The sequence below is a fragment of the Candidatus Binatia bacterium genome (genome assembly GCA_036563615.1).
Lineage (GTDB): Bacteria > Desulfobacterota > Binatia > UBA12015 > UBA12015 > DATCMB01.
The window spans coordinates 97,132-120,536 of the sequence record DATCMB010000023.1; the positions used below are offsets into that span (position 1 = coordinate 97,132).

20 protein-coding genes are annotated in these 23,405 nt (G+C 69.8%); 12 read left to right on the forward strand and 8 right to left on the reverse strand.

The features are described 5' to 3' along the window. Positions 1-51: 51 nt before the first annotated feature. The 7 genes from VIS07_21640 to VIS07_21670 all read left to right on the forward strand — a co-directional run bounded on the left by VIS07_21640 (position 52) and on the right by VIS07_21670 (position 8,707). Complete coding sequence (locus tag VIS07_21640; protein HEY8518121.1) at positions 52-1,176, forward strand: YCF48-related protein; 1,125 nt, start codon at positions 52-54, stop codon at positions 1,174-1,176. Continuing rightward, positions 1,173-3,572: an MMPL family transporter gene (locus VIS07_21645; protein ID HEY8518122.1), complete on the forward strand. Its 2,400-nt coding sequence runs from the start codon at positions 1,173-1,175 to the stop codon at positions 3,570-3,572. The genes VIS07_21640 and VIS07_21645 overlap by 4 nt, the downstream gene beginning before the upstream one ends. Before the next feature lie 91 nt (positions 3,573-3,663). Further along, positions 3,664-4,656, forward strand: coding sequence for an ATP-binding cassette domain-containing protein (locus VIS07_21650; protein ID HEY8518123.1), 993 nt, complete (start codon positions 3,664-3,666; stop codon positions 4,654-4,656). Beyond that, positions 4,643-5,386 carry an ABC transporter permease gene (locus VIS07_21655; protein HEY8518124.1) on the forward strand — a complete coding sequence of 248 codons (744 nt, stop codon included), beginning with the start codon at positions 4,643-4,645 and terminating at the stop codon, positions 5,384-5,386. The genes VIS07_21650 and VIS07_21655 overlap by 14 nt, the downstream gene beginning before the upstream one ends. Then, positions 5,368-6,753 carry a DUF4350 domain-containing protein gene (locus tag VIS07_21660; protein ID HEY8518125.1) on the forward strand — a complete coding sequence of 462 codons (1,386 nt, stop codon included), beginning with the start codon at positions 5,368-5,370 and terminating at the stop codon, positions 6,751-6,753. The genes VIS07_21655 and VIS07_21660 overlap by 19 nt, the downstream gene beginning before the upstream one ends. Beyond that, on the forward strand, positions 6,750-7,343 hold the full coding sequence (locus VIS07_21665; protein ID HEY8518126.1) for a DUF4340 domain-containing protein: 594 nt from the start codon (positions 6,750-6,752) through the stop codon (positions 7,341-7,343). Before VIS07_21660 ends, VIS07_21665 begins: the two co-directional genes overlap by 4 nt. Positions 7,344-7,420: 77 nt before the next feature. After that, positions 7,421-8,707, forward strand: coding sequence for a DUF1329 domain-containing protein (locus VIS07_21670; GenBank protein HEY8518127.1), 1,287 nt, complete (start codon positions 7,421-7,423; stop codon positions 8,705-8,707). Between the two features lie 126 nt (positions 8,708-8,833). Here the strand turns inward: VIS07_21670 and VIS07_21675 are convergent, their stop codons facing one another. Beyond that, positions 8,834-9,901, reverse strand: a complete 1,068-nt coding sequence (locus tag VIS07_21675) for an Mrp/NBP35 family ATP-binding protein (GenBank protein ID HEY8518128.1) — start codon at positions 9,899-9,901, stop codon at positions 8,834-8,836. Between the two features lie 218 nt (positions 9,902-10,119). Between VIS07_21675 and VIS07_21680 the strand changes: the two genes are divergently transcribed. Together VIS07_21680 and VIS07_21685 are read left to right on the forward strand one after the other, a co-directional pair. Further along, on the forward strand, positions 10,120-10,377 hold the full coding sequence (locus VIS07_21680; protein HEY8518129.1) for a helix-turn-helix domain-containing protein: 258 nt from the start codon (positions 10,120-10,122) through the stop codon (positions 10,375-10,377). 103 nt (positions 10,378-10,480) lie between these two features. Continuing rightward, positions 10,481-11,806 carry a C69 family dipeptidase gene (locus tag VIS07_21685; protein HEY8518130.1) on the forward strand — a complete coding sequence of 442 codons (1,326 nt, stop codon included), beginning with the start codon at positions 10,481-10,483 and terminating at the stop codon, positions 11,804-11,806. Between the two features lie 119 nt (positions 11,807-11,925). Here the strand turns inward: VIS07_21685 and VIS07_21690 are convergent, their stop codons facing one another. The 7 genes from VIS07_21690 to VIS07_21720 form a co-directional block, all read right to left on the reverse strand. Continuing rightward, on the reverse strand, positions 11,926-13,428 hold the full coding sequence (locus tag VIS07_21690) for a hypothetical protein (GenBank protein HEY8518131.1): 1,503 nt from the start codon (positions 13,426-13,428) through the stop codon (positions 11,926-11,928). A 412-nt stretch (positions 13,429-13,840) separates the two neighbouring features. Then, positions 13,841-14,083 carry a helix-turn-helix transcriptional regulator gene (locus tag VIS07_21695; protein ID HEY8518132.1) on the reverse strand — a complete coding sequence of 81 codons (243 nt, stop codon included), beginning with the start codon at positions 14,081-14,083 and terminating at the stop codon, positions 13,841-13,843. Between the two features lie 126 nt (positions 14,084-14,209). Next, complete coding sequence (locus VIS07_21700; protein HEY8518133.1) at positions 14,210-14,374, reverse strand: hypothetical protein; 165 nt, start codon at positions 14,372-14,374, stop codon at positions 14,210-14,212. Between the two features lie 144 nt (positions 14,375-14,518). Next, positions 14,519-16,510 carry an ABC-F family ATP-binding cassette domain-containing protein gene (locus VIS07_21705; GenBank protein HEY8518134.1) on the reverse strand — a complete coding sequence of 664 codons (1,992 nt, stop codon included), beginning with the start codon at positions 16,508-16,510 and terminating at the stop codon, positions 14,519-14,521. Further along, entirely contained in the window at positions 16,507-17,742 is a 1,236-nt protein-coding gene (locus VIS07_21710; GenBank protein HEY8518135.1) for an ABC transporter permease, read from the reverse strand. The genes VIS07_21705 and VIS07_21710 overlap by 4 nt, the downstream gene beginning before the upstream one ends. Next, positions 17,739-18,446, reverse strand: coding sequence for an ABC transporter ATP-binding protein (locus VIS07_21715; protein HEY8518136.1), 708 nt, complete (start codon positions 18,444-18,446; stop codon positions 17,739-17,741). The genes VIS07_21710 and VIS07_21715 overlap by 4 nt, the downstream gene beginning before the upstream one ends. Next, on the reverse strand, positions 18,443-19,660 hold the full coding sequence (locus tag VIS07_21720; protein HEY8518137.1) for an efflux RND transporter periplasmic adaptor subunit: 1,218 nt from the start codon (positions 19,658-19,660) through the stop codon (positions 18,443-18,445). The genes VIS07_21715 and VIS07_21720 overlap by 4 nt, the downstream gene beginning before the upstream one ends. Positions 19,661-19,820: 160 nt before the next feature. On the opposite strand from VIS07_21720, the gene VIS07_21725 reads away from it, so the two are divergent. The 3 genes from VIS07_21725 to VIS07_21735 all read left to right on the forward strand — a co-directional run bounded on the left by VIS07_21725 (position 19,821) and on the right by VIS07_21735 (position 23,283). Beyond that, positions 19,821-20,987 carry a phosphatidylinositol-specific phospholipase C1-like protein gene (locus VIS07_21725; GenBank protein HEY8518138.1) on the forward strand — a complete coding sequence of 389 codons (1,167 nt, stop codon included), beginning with the start codon at positions 19,821-19,823 and terminating at the stop codon, positions 20,985-20,987. Between the two features lie 131 nt (positions 20,988-21,118). Continuing rightward, the gene (locus VIS07_21730) at positions 21,119-22,468 is read left to right on the forward strand and encodes a sigma 54-interacting transcriptional regulator (protein HEY8518139.1); all 1,350 of its coding nucleotides are present in this window, start codon (positions 21,119-21,121) and stop codon (positions 22,466-22,468) included. Positions 22,469-22,479: 11 nt separating this feature from the next. Next, complete coding sequence (locus VIS07_21735) at positions 22,480-23,283, forward strand: DUF72 domain-containing protein (GenBank protein HEY8518140.1); 804 nt, start codon at positions 22,480-22,482, stop codon at positions 23,281-23,283. Positions 23,284-23,405 lie beyond the last annotated feature (122 nt).

The window sequence follows — 23,405 nt, forward strand, 5'->3', positions numbered from 1 at the left end:
ACAATCCGCCCGAAGGGGCTTGACCGTCACCAAAGGGCGTGTTTGGCGAAGGTGGTTCGCCAGGCACGCCCTTGGTGGCATGTTCCAGCCGTTTTCCCGAAGACCGTTCCATTTAGAAAGGAAGCCCCCGGCATGAGGGCAAAAGCATCAGTCCGCGTCATGGCCTGGGTCCTTCCGGCCATGTTCGCACTGTCCTCTCTTGCGCACGCGCAGGTGGCCGAGACGGTGACGCCGCGCGAAATCCGCCAAAACCTCTTCGACACTTGCTTCCCGACCCCCACCGAAGGCTGGGTGGTCGGCGACCTCGGCCGGGTCTTCAAGACCACCGACGGTGGCCGCACGTGGCAGCGGCAGATCGTTTCCGGCCGGCTGCCGTTCCTCGGCATCTCCTGTCTCGACGGCAAGCAGGCCTGGATCTCGAGCACCAACGGCCGCGTGTTCAAGACCAGCGACGGCGGCGCGACGTGGACCGAGCAGAAGACCCCCGTCGACCGCAACCTGTTTAAGATCGCGTTCGTCTCGCCGACGCGCGGCACGGCGGTCGGCGACTTCGGCGCCATCGTCCACACCGAGGACGGCGGCGCGACGTGGGAAGAGATCCAGCTGCCGGAGGACTTCAAGCTCCCCGATTCGGCGCTCGACCAGGGCATCCTGCCCAATGACGCGCTGCTCTACGGGCTGTCGTTCGCGAACGAAAACACCGGCTGGATCGCCGGCGAGTTCGGCACGATCCTGCGCACGGACGACGGCGGCAGGACCTGGAAGCAGCAGGTCTCGGGGATCGAGTCGACGCTCTTCGGCATCGACTTCCTCGACGAGAACACCGGCATCGCGGTCGGCATCGACAGCGTCATCCTGCGCACGGACGACGGCGGCGCGACGTGGAAGCCCATTCCGTCGCCGTTCGACGAGCGCTCGTATTACGAGGTTGCGCTTTCCGGGAACTACGGGTGGATCGTCGGCGGTCAGGGCACCGTGCTGGTGTCGACGGACGGCGGGAAGGAATGGAAGCAGTACCCCACGCCGCTGCGGTTCGCTTCAGAGTGGTTCCGTGGGGTTAGCTTGAGCGGGGATCAAGGGTTCTTCGTCGGGGGCGCTGGTTTGATCTACGAGACCAAGGGGGCCGAAGCGACGCTGCTCCGCGCCGCCGCGACGTCCGAGGAAGGGAATTCATGATCCCCCAGAGATTCATCGACGCTTATCTCCGCTTCCTCCTGAACTACCGGAGGAGCGTCAGCATCATCATCGCGGCGATCACGCTGTTCTTCGCGTACTCGCTGAAGGACCTGACGCTGCACACGGACTTCTTCGACTTCTATCCGCGGCAGCATCCGTACATCAAAATCTACAACGAGTTCCGGCGGATGTTCGGCTCGGCGAACGTCCTCCAGATCATCATCAAGAAGAAGAACGGCGACATCTACAACCCGGAGACGCTGCAGAAGGTCGACCGGGTCACCAAGTTCATCATCGAGACCAAGGGCGTCGTGCCCTACCAGATCCTCTCGATCGCGTCGCCGAAGATGAAGAGCATCAACACCTTCCGCGGCGCGGTGCAGATCCGGGAGGTGTACTACCCCGGAGTTCCGCGGACGCAGGAGGACGCGGATCGCGTCAAGTTCGCGGTCTATGCCACCAAGGGCATCCACGGCGTCTACGTCGCCGAGGACGACTCCGCGGCGCTGGTCACGGCGGGCTTCTGGGAGGAAGCCCTCGACTTCAACTACCTCTACCACCGGCTCGAGCAGCTGAAGGCGCAGGAGAACGACGAGAACCACGAGATCATGATCACGGGGTTCCCGTACCTGTTCACCTCGATCATGCGGTACGCTCCGCAGGTCCTGTGGGTCTTCGGGCTGACCTTCTTCACCATCGGCGTGCTGCTCTGGGTCTACTTCCGAACGTGGACCGGCATCTGGGTGCCGCTGTTCTCGGCCTTCCTATCCACGATCTGGGGCGTCGCGTTCGGTCACCTCATGGGCTTCAACCTCGACCCGCTCGTGATGGTGATTCCGATCTTCCTGACCGCACGCGCGATCAGCCACTCGGTCCAGTCGATGGACCGCTACCACGAGGAGTACCACCGCCTGGGTGACAAGCATCAGGCGATCGTGGTGTCGTACGGTGCGCTGTTCCCGCCGGCGATCGCGGCGATCGTCACCGACGGTCTCGGCATACTGCTGGTGGCGCTGGCGCCGATTCCGCTCATTCAGAAGGTCGCTCTGTTCGCGAGCTTCTGGATCATCTCGATCTTCATCAGCGTCGTCACGCTGCACCCGATCATCCTGGCCTACATCGACCCGCCGGCTGCTCCGGGGCACGACACCGACGACCGCTGGTCCGAGAAGTTCTACAAGGCGATCACCGACTTCACGATCTGGTCGAGCGCCGGCTGGCGTCGCTACGCGGTCCTGGTGATGACGCTGGTGCTCTTCGTCGGCTCGTTCCTCATCGGACGGACGCTGAAGGTCGGCGACATGACGCCCGGCGCGGCGCTGCTCTTCCCCGACCATCCGTACAACCAGGCGTACGACGTCCTCAACCACGACTTCCTCGGCGCCAATCAGCTGATCGCGATCGCCGACACCAAGGCGCCGGACAACATCAAGACGCGCGAGCCGCTCGAGCTGATGGAGGAGTTCGGCACCGAGATGGAGGAGGTCGAGGGCGCCGCGCTCTCGGTCTCGGTGGTGAACATCGTCAAGCAGCTCGCGCGCCTCTACCACGAGGGTGAGCCCAAGTGGGGCTTCATCCCGGACAACCCGAAGAACATCGCGCAGCTGTTCTACACGTTCACGCAGAGCGGCCAGGCGGGTGACCTCGATCGCTTCATCGACCCGTCGTACCAGTTCGGCACCGTGGTGACGCTGTTCCGCGGTCACTCGAACGCGATCATCACGAACGCGATCGAGAGGGCGCGCGAGTTCGCCAAGCAGCATCAGACCGACGCAATCGAGTTCCGCCTCGCGGGCGGCATGTTCGGCATCCTCGCGGCCGTGAACGAGAAGGTCGAGGAGTCGTACTGGACGACGCTCGGCATCGTCTTCTCGGTGGTCGCGCTCTGTCTCTACCTGACCTACGGCTCGCTCGCGGCGACCATCCTGCTGATGATCCCCGTGGTCGGCGCGCAGTTCGTCTGCGAGGCCGTCATGGTGCTGTGGAAGATCGACCTCAACGTGAACTCGCTGCCGGTCGCGGCTGCGGGCGCGGGGTGCGGCGTCGACTACGGCATCTACCACTTCAGTCGAATGCTCGACACGTTCGACGAGGGACGCGACGTCGACGACGCCGTCGACTACGCGACCGCGACGACCGGCCGGGCGATCATCTTCACGGCGAGCACGATGTTCGCGTCGACCATCTTCTGGTGGTTCTCGAGCCTGAAGTTCCAGGCCGAGATGGGCCTCCTGCTGTCGCTGCTGATGGCGTTCAACACGGTGGGCGGTCTGATCGTCGTTCCGGCGCTCGTGAAGGTGTGGCGGCCGAAGTTCCTGCTCGACCGCCGCGACGCAGCGCGGGCCAGGCTTGCGCGCGAGGGCGCGCAGACTCCTCAGACGCACGCGGCGAGTTGACGACCGGTCTCGCTCGGCGCCCGATGGTGGCAGGCAGAAGCTCCAACGTCGCGGCGCCCGCGCGTGCGCTGGGTGAGCGCGGAGCGGGGTCGTGCCGGTAGAGATCCAGGCCGAGCGTCTGCGCAAGACGTTCGGTGCGACCGTCGCCGTGCACGAGGTGACGTTCAGCATCGAGCGCGGCGAGGTGGTCGGCTTCCTCGGTCCGAACGGCGCGGGCAAGAGCACGACCCTGCGCATGCTCACCGGGGTCTTCCCGCCGACCTCCGGTCGCGCGACGATCGCGGGACACGACGTCGTGCGCGACTCGATCGCCGCGCGCCGTGCGCTCGGCTACCTGCCCGAGCGTACGGCGCTCTACGGCGAGATGCCGGTGCGCCGCTACCTCGAGTTCATCGCCGACATGAAGGGGGTGGCGAAGCGCGACGTCACCCGCGCGGTGGAGCGCGCGATGGGCGCGGCCGGCATCGAGAAGGTGTCGCACCGCCTGGTCGGCAACCTGTCGAAGGGCTACCGCCAGCGGGTCGGCATCGCGCAGGCGCTGATCGGCGATCCGCCGGTCCTGATCCTCGACGAGCCGACGTCGGGCCTCGACCCCGAGCAGGTCACCGAGATCCGCGCGCTGGTGCGCAACCTCGGCTCCGAGCGCACCGTCATCCTGTCGACGCACATCCTGCCGGAGGTCGAGACCATCTGCTCGCGCGTCATCATCATGAACCGCGGGCGGATCCTCGCGGTCGACTCGCCGGCGCGTCTCGAGGAGCACCTGCGTCCCTACCGCGAGTTCTCGGTGACCGCGGTGGGCGCGCGCGACGGCTTGATCCGCGCGCTGCGTGCCGTGCCGCACGTCGTCGACGCCTTCGTCGATGGCGAGGAGGGCGAGGCGCTGCGCCTCGTGGTGCGCTGCGAGCACGGCTACGACGTCCGCCGCGAGATCGCGGGCGCCGTGGTCGGCGGCGGCTTCGGCCTCGTCGAGCTCAAGCCCGTCGTGATGACGCTGGAAGAGATCTTCCTCACGCTGGTTGGCGACCAACGCGAGGCGCCGCCGGTCGAGGAGGAGAAGGAGCGTGCCGTTGCGGGTCGTTAGCGCGATCGCACGTCGCGAGCTCGCGGCGTACTTCGGCTCACCCACGGCGTACGTGCTGCTCGCCGTCTATCTCGTCCTGTCCGGGTACTTCTTCTACACCGACGTCGCGCTGTTCGTGACCTTCGGCGCGCAGGTGCTGTCGACCGGACTCTGGCGCTTCGTGTTCGTCGACTACCGCCTGGTGACGCTGCTCGTCCTGCCGCTCGTCACCATGCGGCTGTTCGCCGAGGAGCGGAAGCTCGGCACGATCGAGCTCCTGTGGACGCTGCCGGTCAAGGACTGGCAGGTGATCCTCGGCAAGTTCCTCGCGGCGTGGCTCTTCTTCTTGACCATCGTCGCGATGACGACGATCCCGTTCATCGTCTTCTACGCCTTCTTCCCGTTCGACCTCGGACCGCCGATCGCGGGCTTCGTCGGTCTCATCCTGCTCGGCACGGCGTTCATCGCCTGCGGCATCGCCGCGTCGACGCTGACCGAGAACCAGGTGGTCGCGGCGATGCTGACCTACGGCATCCTGGTCTTCTTCTGGTTCATGACCTGGAACGAGGCGGTGGGCGACGAGCGCATCATCCGCGTGCTGCTGCTGCTGTCGCTGTTCGACCACTACTACAACTTCGCGACCGGCAGCATTCAGACCGCCGACGTCGCCTACTTCGTCGTCTTCATCGCGCTCTTCCTGTTCGCGAGCCTGCGCTCGCTGCAGAGCCGCTCGTGGCGAGGCGTCGTGTGAAGTCGCGCTCGACGACGATGAACTGGGTCTGGCTCGGCGTCGAGGCCCTGCTCGCGCTGACCATCGCCTTCCTCGTCATCGTGCTGGCGTGGGCGCACAACGTGACGCTCGACCTGACGCCGACGAAGGAGCACACGCTGTCCGATCAGGCGCAGCGCACCGCGCGGCGTCTCGACAAGGACGTGCGGATCACCGTCTTCTACAACAGCCAGGAGCAGGGCCGCGTCCGCCAGATCAAGGACCTGCTGCGGCGCTTCGCCGACCAGTCGAGCCACATCACGTTCCGCATGCTCGACCTCGACCGCAGCCCGCTGCTCGCCAATCGCTACGGCATCGTCAATTACAACACCGGCGTCGTCGAGAGCGGCGATCGCGAGCTGCTCGTGCGCGACGTGAGCGAGGACGAGCTGACCACGGCGCTCATCAAGCTGATCGAGGGACGCGAGCGCATCGCGCTGTTCACCGTCGGGCACGGTGAGAACGACCCGAAGAGCGCCGATCCGCGCAGCGGCCTGTCGCAGGCGGCGAAGGCGCTCGAGGCGGAGAACTACCGCATCGAGAGCACGACCGATCTGCGCGGCGGCATCCCGGACGAGGTGGTGCTGCTCGTCGTCGCGAACCCGCGCACCGACTTCACCGACAGCGAGATCGCCGCGGTCGACGCCTACCTGAAGCGTGGCGGCGGCGCGCTGTTCATGGTCGAGCCGGGCTCGTCGCCGAAGGTCGCGGCGCTCTTGCGCGAGCTCGGCATCGAGCAGGGCAACGACCTCGTGGTCGACGATCGCAACCGGCTGTTCTTCGCCGACAGCTTCGCGCCGCAGGTCGCGTTCTTCAACGAGCAGATCCTGCCGTACACGGGCGCGCCGCCCGCGATCCTGCCGCTCGCGCAGTCGATCCTGCCGGTCACGCCCACGCGTCCGGGCGTGCTGTCCGCGCCGTTCGCCTTCACCGGCACCGACACCTGGGCCGACAAGGACCGCGCGGCGGTCGAGGAGATTCCGGTGTTCCAGGAGGGCGTCGATCTGCGCGGTCCGATCCCGGTCGCCGCGATCGCGCGGCTCCCGGGCAGCGACGAGACCAGCGGCTCGGTGGTGGTCGTCGGCGACGCCGAGTTCGCGACCAACCTGTACGTCGGAACGCTCGGCAACCGCGACTTCTTCCTGAACCTCGCCCACCTCGCGAGCCGCGCCGAGGCGCTGATCGGGTCGCGGCGCGAGATCCTGCCGGGCGGAACGTTCTCGCGGATCCACATGACGGCGCCGCAGGCGAGGACGCTGTTCTGGATCTCGGTCGTGCTGCTGCCCGGCACGATGCTGCTGCTCGGCGGCCTCATCGGCTGGCGGCGCCGCGTCCGGAGTGCCGGGTGAGCGCCGACGTTCGCGTCGCAGACGAGCACTGGATCGACGACGCTTCGGGCGATCGCCCACCGTTTCGCCGCCTGCTGATCATGGCGGGTGTCGCGGCCGTGCTCGCGGTCGCGGTCGGAGCGACCGTGCTTCCCGGGCTCGCGCCGCCGGTGCCGACGCGCACCGGCGAGCCGCTCGTCGAGATCGATCCGAAGAAGGTGCGCGTGATCGAGATCACGCCGCGCGAAGGACCGTCGTACGCGTTCGTGCGCAACGAGCAGGGCTGGGAGCTGATCCGTCAGGGCGGATCGATGATGGTTCCTGACGACCGTTTGGACGGGTTTCTCACGACACTTGCCGGCTTGACGCGCCTCGTCGAGATCGGTGACGATGTCGACCCGACCGAGTTCGGCCTCGCGCCGCCGCGCGCTCGTGTCGCACTGCGTAATGGAGAAGAGGTCACGCTCGCGCTCGGCGATCGCAATCCGCCATTGACCGGTTTGTACGTTCAGGTATTGCCGAGTTCGAAGATCGTCCTGGTCGGCGCCGTCTTACTGTGGGAATTCGACAAGCTCGCTGCACTGGCCCGGACCCAGCCCGTTGAGCCGTGAGAACCGACCGATGCCGACGAAAGTCGTTGACCGCGACTCGGGCAACGGTCTTCAATGACAATCGGAGGAAGATTCGCATGCAGAAGACGAGCAGGCTCGTACTCGGCATTGCTGCGCTGGCGCTCGTCCTCGCGCCCGCCGCAGGCTGGGCCGAGGAAGAGTACATCCTGAACAAGGACAACTGGCAGAAGGCCGAGGGCTTGCTGCCGGATCCGGTGCTGAAGCGCGTCAAGGCGGGCGACTACCAGTTCAAGGTGGTGCCGCTCGACGCGCAGAAGTTCCGCGAGAACTACAGCTCGGCTTACTGGGCCGCGTCGGAGGCCAACGAGGGTAAGTACGAGCTCGACGAGGAGACCTGCGGCCTGAAGGACAAGGCCACCGGCCAGATGCCGGACTGGGTCTTCGGCAAGCCGTTCCCGAAGATCGATCCGAAGGATCCGCAGGCCGCCTGCAAGGTCGCGTGGAACTTTTATCTTGCCAACCAGATGGGCGAGGGCGCGGGCGCGACGTTCACGCTCAACGGCATCGACCGCAACGGCGAGTTCCGCCGCATCAAGCTGTGGCTGCATGCGAACTCGTACCTGGGCCGCCACAAGAAGGCGGAGTCGAACCCGGAGAACCTGCGCGGCACGACGCTGTCGCACGCGCTGGAGCCGGCCGACGCCGAGGGCGTGAACATCCTCGGTCAGCAGGTCAACGACTGGACGTCGCAGGACAACATCTGGGCGTACATCCCGCAGACCCGTCGCTCGCGGCGTGTGAACGCGGCCTCGCGCTCGGATCCCATCTCGGGCCTCGACATCTTCTCGGACGACCTGAACTGCTACGCGGGTAAGGTCGAGTACTACAAGTGGAAGATGGCGGGTGAGGGCGAGGTGCTGGCGCCGATCGTCGGCCCGTACGCGCTCAAGCAGAACCCGACCGATTCGCCGACGCGCTTCGACGTTCCGATCCCGTACCTCCGTGGCGCCTACGAGACGCCGGGTGCGGAGGGCGCGCCGTGGCAGATCACCGAGAACCTGGTGTTCGTGAAGCGCCCGGTGTGGATCCTCGAGGGTGAGTCGACCGACCCCTACTACAACTTCGGCAAGGTCATCATGTACGTCGACAAGGAGATGAGCCGCATCTACTGGAAGAACGTCCACAACCGCGCGGGCGAGTACTTCTACACCGCGATGTGCGGCTACCACTTCTCGAAGAGCGACGACGGCACCTACAGCGCGACCACGCCGAACATGGTGATGGGCGTCAACGACAAGACCGACCGTGCGGCGCTCGGCGGCCGCTACTCGTCGCAGTTCCTCGAGCGCAACTTCGATCCGCAGTACTTCTCGCTGCGCTCGCTTTCCCGCCTCAGCGACTGAGCGCGTAGCTTGTCGCGAACGGAAAAGGGCCCCGGTGCGATGCACCGGGGCCCTTCCTTTTTTCCGCCCGCGAGATGGGCTCGCGGCGACGCTCCGCGACCACGCGACGCCGCGCGCTGAACTCGCTCAGCTCGCGCCCGCCTTCGCCGCGATACCGCGCTCGATCGCGTCCGCGATCTCCATGAAGCGCTTCGCCACCGGGTGATCCGGCTCCGCGACGACGATCGGCGTCCCCGCGTCGGCGAGATCGCGCACGCGTCCCGTGAGACCGATCGTGCCGAGCGACGGCACGCCGAGCTCCTGCGCCATGCGCTCGCCGCCGCCGCGCCCGAACACGTCGGTGACGTGGCCGCAGCTCCGGCACACGTGCCCGCTCATGTTCTCGATCACGCCGAGCACTGGAACCTTCACCTGATCGAACATCCGCACGCCGCGCTTGACGTCGGCGAGCGCGACGTCCTGCGGCGTGGTGACGATCACGCCGCCGGTCATCGCGAGCTGCTGCGCGAGCGTGAGCTGCACGTCGCCGGTGCCGGGCGGCAGGTCGAGCACCAGGTAGTCGAGCTCGCCCCACTCGACGTTGCGCAGGAACTCGACGATCAGCTTCGTGACCATCGGCCCGCGCCAGATCACCGCGCGCTCGCGGTCGACGAAGAAGCCCATCGACACCGTGCGCAGACCGTGCGCCTCGACCGGGATGATGCGTCGGTCCTCGGTGACGCGCGGCTCCACGTCCTCGATGCCGAGCATGATCGGGATGCTCGGTCCGTAGACGTCGGCGTCGAGCAGGCCGACCCGCCCCCGCCGGGCGAGCGCCAGCGCCAGGTTCACCGCGACCGTCGACTTGCCGACGCCGCCCTTGCCGCTCGCGACCGCGATGACGTTGCGGACGCCCGGGATCGCGCGCGCGCCGCTCTGCACCGGACGCGGTGCCGCGACCTGCGGGGTCGGGGGAGGGGCGGTGACCAGGGTCAGCTCGCCGACGCCGGGGAGCGCCGAGGCGACCCGGACGATCTCCGCCCGCAGCTTGTCGATCAGCTCCGGGCTGTCGGCCGGTGGGGCAAGCGTGATGGTCGTCCCGAAGCCGCCGACCTCGATGTCCCGGATGATCCCGAAGGACACGATGTCGCGCGAGAAGCCCGGATATTTCACCTGCTTCAGGGCTTCGAGGACGTCCTTCGCCGTCGTGGCCATGGGCCCGACATAGCCAAGCCCCGCCCCGATCGCCACGCGCGGCCTCGGCTCAGGCGGGGGCGCATCCCTCTGCGATAGCCAGTCCGTTGCCCTGACCCACAGGTCTGGCGCGGTGAGTCCCTATAGTCGGCCGCGGCAAGCGCCGATAAGCCCACAGGGTTTACGAGAGAGCCCAATCGCCTGATGCAGGACGATCGAAAAGGAGGACGAGAATGATCATGGCGGACGAGGTTTCGGGAAGCGAGATCCGTGAGCTGCGCAAGCGGCTCGGCCTCACCCAGGAGGAGTTTGCGCACGCGGTGGCGGTGACCTTCTCGACCGTGAATCGCTGGGAGAACGGCCACGCCAAGCCGAGCAAGCTCGCGCGCCGCGCGATCGAGTCGCTCGCGGCGATGAAGGGTGCGAACCTGTCGAGCAGCAACAGCCAGACGATCGAGGAGCTCGCGTCGAGCTCGTACTCCCACCGGAACGACTGAGGTTCTTGCAATGGGCGATGGGCGGAGCTCCCGCTTGCGGGCGGGAGCTCCGTAGACCCGCCCGGCTGCCGGCCCGCGTCGCGGATGTGCTAGACGCGGGACGATGCAGCGCAACTTCCAAGCTTCCTCGCCCGCGCTCGCCGGTTGCGACACGCTGGTCGCGCTCGGCGAGGCCGCGCGCCGCGGCGTCGCGATCTTCGGCAAGAACAGCGACCGTCCGCCCGGCGAGGCGCAAGCCCCGGTGATCGTCGACCGGGCGCTGCATGCGCCCGGCGACCGCGTACGCTGCCAGTACGTCGAGATCCCGCAGGTCCGTGAGACCGCGCGCGTGCTCGGCTCGCGTCCGACCTGGCTCTGGGGCTTCGAGATGGGCCTCAACGAGCACGGGGTCGCGATCGGCAACGAGACCGTGTTCGCGCACGAGGCGCCCGCCGCGACGGGGCTCATCGGCATGGACCTGGTGCGGCTCGGGCTCGAGCGCGCCGCTTCGGCGGAGCAGGCGGTCTCGGTCCTGATCGAGCTGATCGAGACCCACGGCCAGGGCGGCTCGGGGTTCCGCGACCTCGAGTGGCCGTACAACAACTCCTTCCTCGTCGCCGACCCGGACGAGGCCTGGATCCTCGAGGCCGCGGGCCGTCAGTGGGCGACCCGCCGCTGCGCCGCGACCGACTCGATCTCGAACCAGGTGTCGATCGGCGCCGACTGGGAGCGGCTCGGCGCGACGGTCATCGAGCGGGCGCGCGCGCTCGGGCTCGAGACCAGCGAGCCGTTCGACTTCGCGCGCGCCTACCGCGACACGACGACCATCCCGCCGCAGCTCTCCGAGGGACGGCTCCGTCGCTCGCGTGCGCTCCTCGCCGAAGGGCGCGGACGGCACACGGTCGAAACCCTGCAGGCGATCCTGCGCGACCACGACGCGAGTGGCGGCCCGCGCTTCGTCGCCGGCGCGACGCCCGACGAGGAGCGCTTCTACACGCTGTGCATGCACCAGGGCCCGAGCCGGACGGCCGCCAGCATGGTCATCGAGCTCGAGCGCGGTGCGGGGGTGGAGCGCGTCGCCTGGCTCGCGCTCGGCCGGCCGTGCACGTCGGCCTTCTTCCCGGTGTTCTTCGCGGGCGAGCTGCCCGACGAGCTCGTGCGCGCCGGCGAGCAGGATGGGGCCGGCGAGGGGCTCTGGTGGGTGTTCGAGCGCCTCGCGGAGCAGGCGGAGCGCAGCCCCGAAGCGGCCGACGCGATCGGCGCGCGCTTCGCCGAGCTCGAGCGCAGCCTCGCCGAGGAGGCGAGCCGCTTCGCGGCGGACGCCGCCGGCTGCACGCCGTCCGAGCTCGCCGAGCGCGCGACGGCGGCGAACCGCGCGGTGTTCGCTCGGGTCGACGCGACCGCGCGCAGGCTCGCGCAGCGCTGCGCGGAGCTCGTCGCCGGCGCCTGAGCAAGGCGCCCGCGTTCGAGCCCCGCGGCCGGCGCGTCGAGCGCGCACGCGCGTTCGAGCCCGCCGGCCGCGCCTGGGCAACGGCGCGCGCGCGAGCTCGACAGCGTGTCGCGCGGCGCTCAGCCCTCGCGGCCGTCCGAGCGCCCGAGCAGCAGCACGCGGTCGCTCGACGCGCCGCGGGCGGCGATCAGCAGCAGCGTGCCCTCGGCGTCGAAGCCGACGATCTGCAGCGAGCTGATCGTGCCGAGCTGACCCGTGTGACGGCTCGACGCGACCGTCACCAGGTCGCCGTTCGCGCGGCGCACCGTGGCGCGGACCTCCTCGACGCGCGCGGTGCCGCCGTCCGCGCTGCCGAGCCGCGTCGTGAACGCGATGTCGCCCGCGTCGTTGAGACGCGACGCCTGCAGGTCGAGGACGATCGCGCCCTCGCCCGGGAACGGCTCGCCTTCGCGGACGATCTCGACGAGCCCGCTCGCGTCGCCGTACCAGAGCGAGGCCCGCGGCGTCGCGGACGGGTCGCCCGGCGGCACGAGCCCGGCCTCGAACAGCGCCCGCCCGGCGCCGTCGATCGCGAGCCCGCGCAGCGTCGCGACGGTCTGCCCGCCGAGCTCGGTGCCCTCCTTCGCAAGCAGCGAGAACGAGTCGCCGCGCAGCACGCCGATCACGTGCGGCCGGCGCTCGCCGACGAGCTCGCGCTGCGTCGCCTCGATCAGGATGTCCCCCGAGGCGTTGATCGCGACCGCCTCGAGCGCGTTCAGCAGGCCGACGCCGGGCAGCTCGCTCGACGCGGTGAGCACGACGTCGGTGACGCCGTCTCGATGGTGCAGCAGCATCGGCGCGTTGCCGCGACGCGGGAGCGAGAACCAGGCGCCGCCGTTCGGGTCGATCTCGACGCGCACCGCCGTCGGCCGCTGGCGCTCGAGCTCGAGCTCCTCGTCGTCGAGGCGGGTGACGCCGCCCGTGTCGGCGACGTAGAGCGCGTTGGTGCAGCTCACGCGCGGCTGCTCGTCGCCGACCTGGACCTCGCACGGGCCACCGCCGCCGACGAAGGCGACGACGCCGCCCGTGCCGATGCGCACGTTGCCCAGGATGCGGAAGTCCGGGAACACCGGACCGGGCTCCGCGCCCGCGATCGTCTGGATCACGCCGTCGGCGAGGAGGTGCAGGCGATCGGAGTCGAGCCCGCGGCCGGACTGGAAGACGATCTCGCCGGTCGGCGCCGCGCGCACGCGGCTCAAGGTCGTCCCGTCGATGTCGTCCGGCTGGCGACCGTCGAACGCGGTGGTCACCGTGCCGTCGGGCTCGCGGATCAGGAGGGCACCGGTGCGTCCCGACTCCGCGATCGTGATCAGCACGGCCGCGGTGCCGGCGTAGAGCGAGGCGTCCTCGATGTTGCCGATGACGATGCCGTCGGCGAAGCGGTCGCCGTTACTCAGGATGATGCGCGCCGTGCTGCTCGCCGGGCCGGGCGGCGTGATCGGCATCACCGGGCTCGGGCGCGGCGTCGGCGCGGCGCTCGGAGCGTCGCTGCCGCCGCCTCCGCCGCCACCGCAAGCGGCGGCGAGCACCGCGGCGGCGAGAAGTGGGGTGAGCGCGGGTGGACGAAGCGAGGCGTGAACCAAGCGGCACTCCAGCAGAGGTTCAGGTCCCGGCAGTGCGGACCGGGCGGTGTCAGCTGCGGGCGCGAGCGGGGGCCCGCCAGGACGGCTGTCTCAATAGCCGAGAGCGCTCGGGTTACGAAAGCGTGAAAGTGAAGCGAGGGGTCGGGGCGAGTCGGTCTTCCGGCGAGGCCGCGACGGGGCCGCTGGCGTCGGACGCCAGGGCGGACGCTGGGGGCGTGTGTGGACGGCCGAGCGTGGAGCGAAGGAGCGCTGAACGAGCGAGCGCTGGGCGAGCGAACGCCAGGCGTCCGAGCGCAAGACGGTCGGGCGCCGAGCGCGGTCCAGCGCTAAGGCAGGGACGCGAGCGCCGCCGGGCGAGCGTCGCGTGCCTGGAGCACGCGACGCCCGCGCCGTCGGACGCTGCACACGGGGATCAAGCCGCCTGCGACTGAGGGGCCGTGTCGACAGCCTCCTCATCGGTCAGGAACCACTCCATCGGACGGCCCGTGTACCGCGCGATGCGGAACAGGACGTCCGTCGTGGGCACCCTGCCGTTCAGGTAGTTGTAGACCGCCGACAGGCTCAGGCCGAGGTCGTAGGCAAAGGCCTTCGGCTCGTCGCGGACCACCTGGCGGATCCGCGACGCGAAAACTCTGCTGTCGATCTGTGCCTGCACGATGCGTGCTCCTTTCCGCCCCGCGACGCGGTGCACGCCGCGGAGCCATTCGGACCCCAGAAACGAAAAAAGGCCGCTGGGTTTTCGCCCAGCGGCCTTTTTCACGGGGGTCTGTGACCTACTTCCTCACGAAACTCCTCGCTCTAGGCCGCTGGGCGCCGGCTTGGCGTCGGCGTTGCGCGTAATCGAGCCCACGAGCACCTCCGACACGACCGCCGCAACGCGCGGACGCACGACGACACTCGACACGCGCTGCACGCCGTGGCGCCAGCCGGTCTTGGTGATCGTCATGTGATGGTGCGCGTTACGCATTTGCGGTTCTCGTCGAAGGTCCTTGCTTCGATGGAAGGCTGATTTTTCACGCCCTCGGAGGTGAAGCAACCCCCCGGTTTTCACGGGCGTGGAGCGAAGAGGACTCTGGAATGCGTAGCACGCTCATTCGCCGTCGGCCACCTGGACGGCTTCGAGCTGCTCCTGCAGCTCGACCCAGCGCTCGGTGCGCTCGGCGAGCGTGCGCTCGACCTCCGCGTAGCGGCGCTGCAGCTCGGCGACGTCGCGCCCGGCGCGCTGGTAGGTCGCCGGATCGGCGAGGTCGCCCGCGAGCCCGGCCTTCTCGCGCTCGAGCTCGTCGATCTCTTCCTCGAGCGTGCGGATCTCCTCGCGGATGGCGCGCGTGCGGCGTGCCAGCGCCTGGCGCGCCTCGGCGGCGCGCCGACGCTCGAGGCGCTCGCCGCGCGCCGAGCGCTCGATCACCGGCTGCGCGCGGTTCTGCGGATCGGCGAGGCTCGACGCCGTACCGTCCACGACGCTCGGGGTCGCCGCCGCGTCGTTCGCGCGCTTCCAGCAGTAGTAGTCCCAGTCGCCGGGGTAGTCGGTGATCCGACCGCTCTCGACGCGCACCACCCGCCGCGCGATCTGACGGATGAAGTGTACGTCGTGGCTGACGAAGCACAGCGCACCCTCGTAGTCCTGCAGCGCCGCGATCAGCGCGTCGACCGACGCCATGTCGAGGTGAATCGTCGGCTCGTCCATCAGCAGGACGGTCGGCGGATCGAGCAGGATCATGGCGAGCGCGAGCCTGCTCTTCTCGCCGCCGCTCAGGACCGCGGCTTTCTTCTTGACGTCGTCGCCGCGGAACAGAAAGGCGCCGAGCAGCGAGCGCACGAACGTCTCGCTCTGGTCGCGCGCCGCGCCCATCGCGTTCTCGAGCACGGTGCGCTCGAGGTCGAGCATGTCGGTGCGATGCTGCGTGTAGTAGCCGACCGAGACGCGCAGCCCGAGGCGTCGGTCGCCCGCGTCGGGCTCGAGCGCGCCGGCGAGCAGCTTGAGCAGCGTCGACTTGCCGGCGCCGTTCGGACCGACGAGCACCGTCTTGTCGCCGCGCCGGAGCTGGAAGTCGAGCGACTCGTAGACCCGCTTCTCGCCGTAGGACTTCGCGACGCCGCAGAGCTCGAGCGCGAGCTCCGACGTCCGCTCCGGCTGCGGGAAGCGGAAGCGCACGCGCGGCCCGTCCTTGGCGACGACGATGCGCTCCTCCTTCTCGAGCGCCTTGATCCGGCTTTGTACTTGACGCGCCTTGCTCGCCTTGTAGCGGAAACGCTCGATGAAGCGCTCGGTCTCGCGGATGCGGCGCTCCTGGTTCTTCGCCGCGGCCTCGAGCTGCGCGCGACGCTCCTCGCGCTCGCGGACGTAGTCCTCGTAGTTGCCCGCGTAGCGGGTGACGCGCCGGTTCTCGACCTCGATGATCGAGGTCGTCGTCGCCGAGAGGAACGCGCGGTCGTGCGAGATCAGCACGAGCGTGCCGCGGTAGCTGCCGAGGAACTCCTGCAGCCAGAGCACGGACTCGAGGTCGAGGTGGTTGGTCGGCTCGTCGAGCAGCAGCACGTCGGGCAGGTCGATCAGCAGGCGGGCGAGCTCGGCGCGCATGACGTAGCCGCCGGAGAACGAGCGCAGCGGACGCTCCTCGTCGCCCGGACGGAAGCCGAGCCCGGCGAGGATGCGTCGCGCGCGCACCTCGCGGTCGTTGCCGCCGAGGCGGTCGTACTCCGCGTGGACGTCGGCGAGACGCGCGGCGAGGCGCTCTTGCTCGGCAGGATCGGTCGCCGCGGCGAGCTGCTCGGGCAGCGTCGCGAGCTCTTGCTCGAGCGCCAGCAGGTGCTCGCCCGGACGCAGCGCGGTCTCGATCACGGTCGCGTCGGGCGTGCCGAGGATCTCCTGCGGCAGGTGACCGAGCGAGAGCCCGCGCGCGCGGCTCACCACGCCGCGGTCCGGCTGCTCCTTGCCGATCAGCAGCGCGAGCAGCGTCGACTTGCCGGCGCCGTTCGGACCGACGATGCCCGCGCGATCGCCCGCCACCAGGCGCAGCGACACGTCTTCGAACAGCACCTGGCCCGCGAAGCCCTTGCTGACGCCGTCGAGCGAGATCATGCCGCGTGCCGGAGCGCAGCGATCGGGTCGAGCCGCGACGCCTTGTGCGCCGGGTAGAAGCCGAAGAACACGCCCACGAACGCCGAGAACAAAAACGACACCATGATGGCAAGCGGCGACACGAGCGTCGGCCAGCCGCTGATGCGCGAGATCACGTGCGCGACGAAGATGCCGAGGACGATCCCGACCACGCCGCCGAGTCCGGACAGCGTCACCGCCTCGAGTAGGAACTGCGCGAGGATGTGCCGCGCCTTCGCGCCGACCGCCATGCGGATGCCGATCTCGCGCGTCCGCTCGGTGACCGACACGAGCAGGATGTTCATGATGCCGATGCCGCCGACCAGCAGCGAGATCGACGCGATCGCGAGCAGCAGGTTGGTCATCACGCTCGCCATCGAGTCGGCGGCCTGCGCCATCTCGGCGATCGTGCGGATGCCGAAGTCGTCCTCCTCGCCCGGCTGGATGCGGCGACGCTCGCGCAGCAAGGTCGTGACCTGCTCGATCACGTCCTCCTCGTCGACGCTGCCGTCGAGCGAGAGCTGGATCATGTCGACGGTGCCGAGCGTCGACGTGCCGAGGACCTTCCGCTCCGCGGTCGAGAAGGGGATGAAGACGGCGTCGTCCTGGTCCTGGCCGTAGGCGCTCTGGCCCTTCGCCGCGAGGAGGCCGATCACCTTGAACGGCACGTCCTTGATGCGGATCTCGGCGCCGACCGGGTCGACCCCTTCGCCGAACAGCATGGTCGCGACGGTCTGGCCGAGCACCGCGACCTTGGCTGCGGTGTCGTTCTGGCTCTGCGAGATGAAGTCGCCGGCGACGACCGGCCACTCGCGCACCGTCGTGTAGCTCGGCGGGACGCCCCAGATCGTCGTCGTCCAGTTGGCGCCGCCCGCCTGCACCTGCGCGACGTCGCGACGGTGGTAGGCGACGCCGCGCAGGCCCTCGACCTGCTGCGACAGCGCGCGCGCGTCGGCGACCGTCAAGCGCGCGCCCGTTCCCCAGCCCGCGCGCGCGCCCGAAGTCGTCGTCGCGCCGGGGAAGATCATCACCATGTTGGTGCCGACGCTCGCGATCTGCTCCTGCAGCGCGGCGCGCGCTCCCTGCCCGAGGCTCACCATCGAGATCACCGCCGCGACGCCGACGATGACGCCGAGCGAGGTGAGGCTCGAGCGCAGCGGGTTGCGGCGCAGCGAGCGCACCGCGAGGCGCAGCGTGACCAGCCAGAGGTTCATGCCGCCCCCGTCGTCACGCGCTGGCGCCGGTCCTCGACGACCTGGCCGTCGCGCATCACGAGCAGACGCTCCGCCTGCGCGCCGACCTCGTTGTCGTGCGTCACCATGACGATCGTCAGCCCGCGCGCGTGCAGCTCGCGCAGCAGGGCGAGGATCTCGACGCTGGTTGCCGAGTCGAGGTTGCCGGTCGGCTCGTCGGCGAGCAGCAGCGCCGGCTCGGTGACGAGTGCGCGCGCGATCGCGACCCGCTGCTGCTGTCCGCCCGAGAGCTGGTTCGGCGTGCTCGCCTCGCGTCCCGCGAGCCCGACGCGGGCGAGCGCCGCGCGCGCGCGCTCGTGCTGCTCGCGCGGCGGAACGTCGCTGTAGAGCAGCGGCAGCTCGACGTTCTCGAGCGCGGTGGTGCGCGGCAGCAGGTTGAAGTCCTGGAAGACGAAGCCGAGCGTGCGGTTGCGCACGGTCGCGAGCTCGTCGCGCGACAGCCGCGAGACGTCGCGGCCGAGCAGCTCGTAGGTCCCCGAGGTCGGGCTGTCGAGGCAGCCGAGCAGGTTCATCAGCGTCGACTTGCCGCAGCCCGACGGACCCATGATCGCGACGTACTCGCCCGGGTCGATCTGCAGGTCGATCCCGCGCAGCGCGTGCACGGCGACGTCGCCCGCCTGATAGACGCGCGTCAAGCCGCGCGTGCGGATGACCGGCCTGCTCAACGCCGCCCGCGGCCGCCGCGACCGCCGAACATCGTCCAGCCCTGCTGGCGCGGCTCGCTCTTGACGCGCGTGATGACCCGGTCGCCGGGCTTCAGCTCCGGCGCGGAGACCGCGGTCATGACGTCGTCGGAAAGCCCGGTCTCGACCGCCACGCGCTCCGGACGTCCGCGCGAGAGCACGTAGACCGCGGGCTCGTCGCGCTCGGCGCGGCTGTGCGTGCCCGGCACGGCGTGCGCGGTGCCGCTCTCGTCGTCGTCCTGCGGCGGACGGAAGCGCAGCGCCGCGGTCGGGACCTTCAGCACGTCCTCCGCTTCTGCCACGACGATGCTGACGTTCGCCGTCATGCCGGGCTTCAGCAGGTGCTCGCGGTTGTCGACGTCGAGCACGACGTCGTAGGTGACGACGTTCTCGACCGACTGCGGCGCGTTGCGCACCTGACGCACGACGGCTGGGAACTCGCGGCCGGGGTACGCGTCGACGGTGAAGGACGCCTTCTGCCCCTCGCGCACGCGACCGATGTCCGCCTCGCTGACGAACGAGTTGACCTGCATCTTCGACAGGTCCTCGGCGATCACGAACAGCGTCGGCGTCTGGAAGCTCGCGGCGACGGTCTGTCCGACCTGCACGTCGCGCGACACGACGATGCCGTCGACGGGCGAGACGATGTCGGTGTAGCCGAGGTTGACCTCGGCCTCGGTGAGCGTCGCCTTCGCCTGCTCGACCGCGGCCTGCGCGAGCGCGAGCTGGGCGGCGGCCTGCTCGGCGTTCGAGCGCGCGACGTCGAGCTCCTCGCGCGACACCACCTTGGTGCGGGCGAGCGACTCCTGGCGCGCGAGCTGCGCCTGCCGGAGCTTGAGATCCGCGCGCGCCTTCTCGACCTGCGCCTCCGCGTTGGCGAGCGCGGCGCGCGCGTGGTCGACCTTGCCCTGGAAGGTGCGCGGATCGATCTTCGCGATCACCTGACCCTTGCGGACCGGGGAGTTGTAGTCGACGAAGATGTCCGAGATCGGCCCCGAGACGTAGGTGCCGACGGTCACCGAGCGCACGGGATTCAGCGTCCCGGTCGCGGTCACCGTGGAGACGATCGGGCCGCGCTCGACCGGCACCGTGACGTACTCGCGCGCTTCGCCGCCGCCGGCGAACAGCCAGTACAGAACGATCGTCAGGGCGCCCGCGCCGAGCGCCGCGACGAGCCAGGAGCGACCTCGGCGCATCGTGATCGGAAGGTGGGGCGGATCGCCCTGAGGACAAGGCCTCCGGTGCTCCGCCTCGTTCGTTGTACGGTAGCACCAGCCGGATTCCGTCGCACGACGGACGTCGCGTGCGGAAGCGATCTTGACGGCTCGAAGAAGGCGCCGGTACGCTGCCGGGGCCATGCGATCCCGCCGCCTTCTCCGCGTGCTCGCCGCGCTCGCCTCGGCGGTCGCCGTGTCGGCCTGCGGCGACGCGTCGTCCAGCAGCCGCGCGTACCCCCGCGACGACGTGCTGCGCCTGAACCACATGCAGGTGCTGGGATCGCACAACAGCTACCACATCGAGCCCAAGCCGGCGCTGTTCTCTCTGCTGCGCGCCTTCCTCGGCGACTTCGCGGACGGCTTCGAGTACACGCACGCGCCGCTCCCCGAGCAGTTCTCGAACCAGGGCATCCGGCAGATCGAGCTCGACGTCTTCGCCGACCCGGAAGGCGGGCTCTACGCCGAGCGCGCCGGCCAGCGCGTCGCGACCGGCGACGGCGCGTCCGGGGTGCCGGAGCTCGACGAGCCGGGCTTCAAGGTGCTGCACGTCCAGGACATCGACTTCGAGACGACGTGCTTCACCTTCGTCCAGTGCCTCGAGCAGGTGCGCGCCTGGTCGGACGCGCACCCGGGGCACACGCCGATCTTCATCCTGGTCGAGGCGAAGGACGACGAGATCCCCGACCCGGGGCTCGGCTTCGTCGTGCCGCTGCCGATCGGCGCCCCGGAGCTCGACGCGCTCGACGCGGAGATCCGCTCGGTCTTCTCTCCCGACCGCCTGATCACGCCGGACGACGTGCGCGGCGAGCACGAGACGCTCGAAGCCGCGATCCTCGCCGACGGCTGGCCGACCCTCGGCGAAGCGCGCGGCAAGGTGTTCTTCGGCCTCGACAACGGTGGCGCGACGAAGGAGGCGTACATCGCGGGCCACCCGTCGCTGCGCGGTCGCGTGATGTTCACGAGCTCGCTGCCCGGCGAGCCGGAAGCGGGCTTCGTCAAGCTCAACGACCCGATCGCGGACTTCGACCTCATCCAGGATCTCGTCGCGCGCGGCTTCATCGTCCGCACCCGCGCCGACGCCGATACCAACCAGGCGCGCAGCGGCGACACCACGAAGCGCGACGCCGCCCTCGCGAGCGGCGCGCACTTCGTCAGCACGGACTACCCGGTGCCGGATCCGCGCTTCGGCACCGGCTACCAGGTCCAGATCCCGGGCGGCACGCCGGCGCGCTGCAACCCGATCAGCGCGCCGCTCGAGTGCACGTCGCTCGACATCGAGAACCCGGCCGCCCTGACGACGCGCTAGCCCCGCGCAGGCCCAGGTCGCCCGAGCGGTCCATCCGCCCACGCCCGGAGCGGCCACGCGTTGAACGGGCTCTTCGCTTCTGACTATGCTCACGCGCCCGCGCGGGGTGACGGCGTGGGCGCGGTGCGAGCGTGGGCCGGGCGCGATTGATCATCCAGCACGCGGGGCGGGAGCCGTTCGAGTTCGTGCTCTCCCGCGCGACGACGGTCGGCCGCGGACCGACCAACGACCTCGCGCTCGACGACCCGGCGGCGTCGCGCCGCCAGACCATGATCACCGCCGACGGCGACGGCTGGCTGATCAGCGACCTCGGCAGCGCGAACGGCACCTTCCTCAACGGGACGCGTCTCTTCGCGCCTGCACGCCTCAAGTCCGGCGACGTCATCACCATCGGCTCGACGCGCGTCGAGTTCGTCGAGGAGAGGCCGCGCGAGGAGCCCCGCGACGAGCCGAACGAGGACGCAACGCGGGTGCGCGACGACTCGCGCGCTGCGGCGGTGCTGATCGGCGCGAGCCCCGCGATGGTCGAGCTCTTCCGCCTGATCGAGAAGGCGGCCGCGTCGCCGCTGCCGACGTTGCTCGAAGGCGAGACCGGCACCGGCAAGGAGCTCGTCGCGCGCGCGATTCACCAAGGGAGCAGCGGGGCGAAGGGGCCGTTCCTCGCCGTCAACTGCGCGGCCGTGCCGGAGAACCTGCTCGAGAGCGAGCTCTTCGGCCACCGGCGCGGCGCGTTCACCGGCGCGACGAGCGACCACGAGGGGCTGTTCGAGGCGGCGCAGGGCGGCACCGTGTTCCTCGACGAGATCGGCGAGATGCCGCTTTCGATGCAGCCGAAGGTGCTGCGCGTGCTGCAGGAAGGCGAGGTCACGCGCATCGGCGAGATCCGCCCGCGCAAGGTCGACGTCCGGCTGATCGCGGCGACGAACCGCGATCTCTTGCGCGAGGTCGAGCGCGGCACGTTCCGCAGCGACCTCTACTACCGCATCTCGGCCTTCCCGATCCGCATTCCGCCGCTGCGCGACCGGCGCGAGGACATCCCGCTGCTGGTCGAGAGCTTTCTTGCGTCGGCCGCGCGCCGCCAGGGCAAGCGCGTCGGTCCGGTGACCGAGGACGCGATGCGCGTGCTGTGCGCGTTCTCCTGGCCGGGCAACGTCCGCGAGCTGCAGAACGAGGTGCAGCGCGCGGTCGCGCTCGCGTCGCCGGGCGAGGCGATCGGTCTGCAGCACCTGTCGCCCAAGCTCACGACACCCGCGCGCCCGGCGGGCGACGACACCGATCCCGGCAGCGCCGGGGCGGAAGCCGCGTCGACCGACGACAGCGGCGTTCCCGGCTCGCTGCGCGAGGCGCGCAACGCGTTCGAGGCGCGCTACATCGCTGAGGTGCTCGACCAGCAAGGCGGCAGCGTGATGCGCGCCGCGCGCGTGCTTGGTTTGACGCGCGCCGGGCTCTACAAGAAGCTCAAGGAGTACGGGCTCCGCTAGGACGCGATGCCATGGAGCTTCGGGTTGGGACGAGCGGCTTCAGCTATGACGCGTGGCGCGGCGCGTTCTACCCGAGCGATCTGCCGGCGAAGGCGATGCTCGCGTTCTACGCACGGCACCTCGACGCGGTCGAGATCAACAACACCTTCTACCGCATGCCGAAGACGGCGCTGCTCGAGGGCTGGGCGGCGCAGGTGCCTGATACCTTCTCTTTCGCGCTGAAGGCGTCGCGGCGGATCACGCACATCAAGAAGCTGCGCGACGTCGCGGACGAGGTCGCGTACCTCTATCGCGTCGCCGACGTGCTGGGCGCGCGTCGCGGTCCCGTGCTGTTCCAGCTTCCGCCGTCGTTGCAGAAGGACGTCGCGCTGCTGCGCGACTTCCTCGCGACGGTGCCGGAAGGACACCAGGCCGCGGTCGAGTTCCGTCACCGCTCGTGGCTCGACGACGAGGTGCTCGGCGTGCTGCAGGCGGCGAACGCCGCGCTGTGCGTCGCCGACGCGGGCGAGGACACCGACGCGCCGCTCACCGCGACCACGACCTTCGGCTACCTGCGTCTGCGCCGCGAGGACTACGACGAGGCGGCGCTCGCGCGCTGGGCGGAGCGCGTGCACGAGCAGCCCTGGCAGCGCGTGTGGGCGTTCTTCAAGCACGAGGACGAGGGCATCGGCCCGGCCCTCGCGGCGCGCTTCCGCTCGCTGTTCGTCGACGGGCGCTCGCTCGCGATCCCGCCGTGGCGCGCGACCGCCGAGCGCGCGACGCGCGCCGTCGCCGCGCGCAGGACGCGTACGGCACGCACCGCGCGGCGCTCCTGAGCGCTCGGCGAGCGCGCGCCGCCGCGCACGGCGGACGGCACGCCAGCGAACGTCACGACGTGCCAGCGAACGTCACGACGTGCCAGCGAACGTCGCGGCGCGCCCGAGGACGTCACGCCACG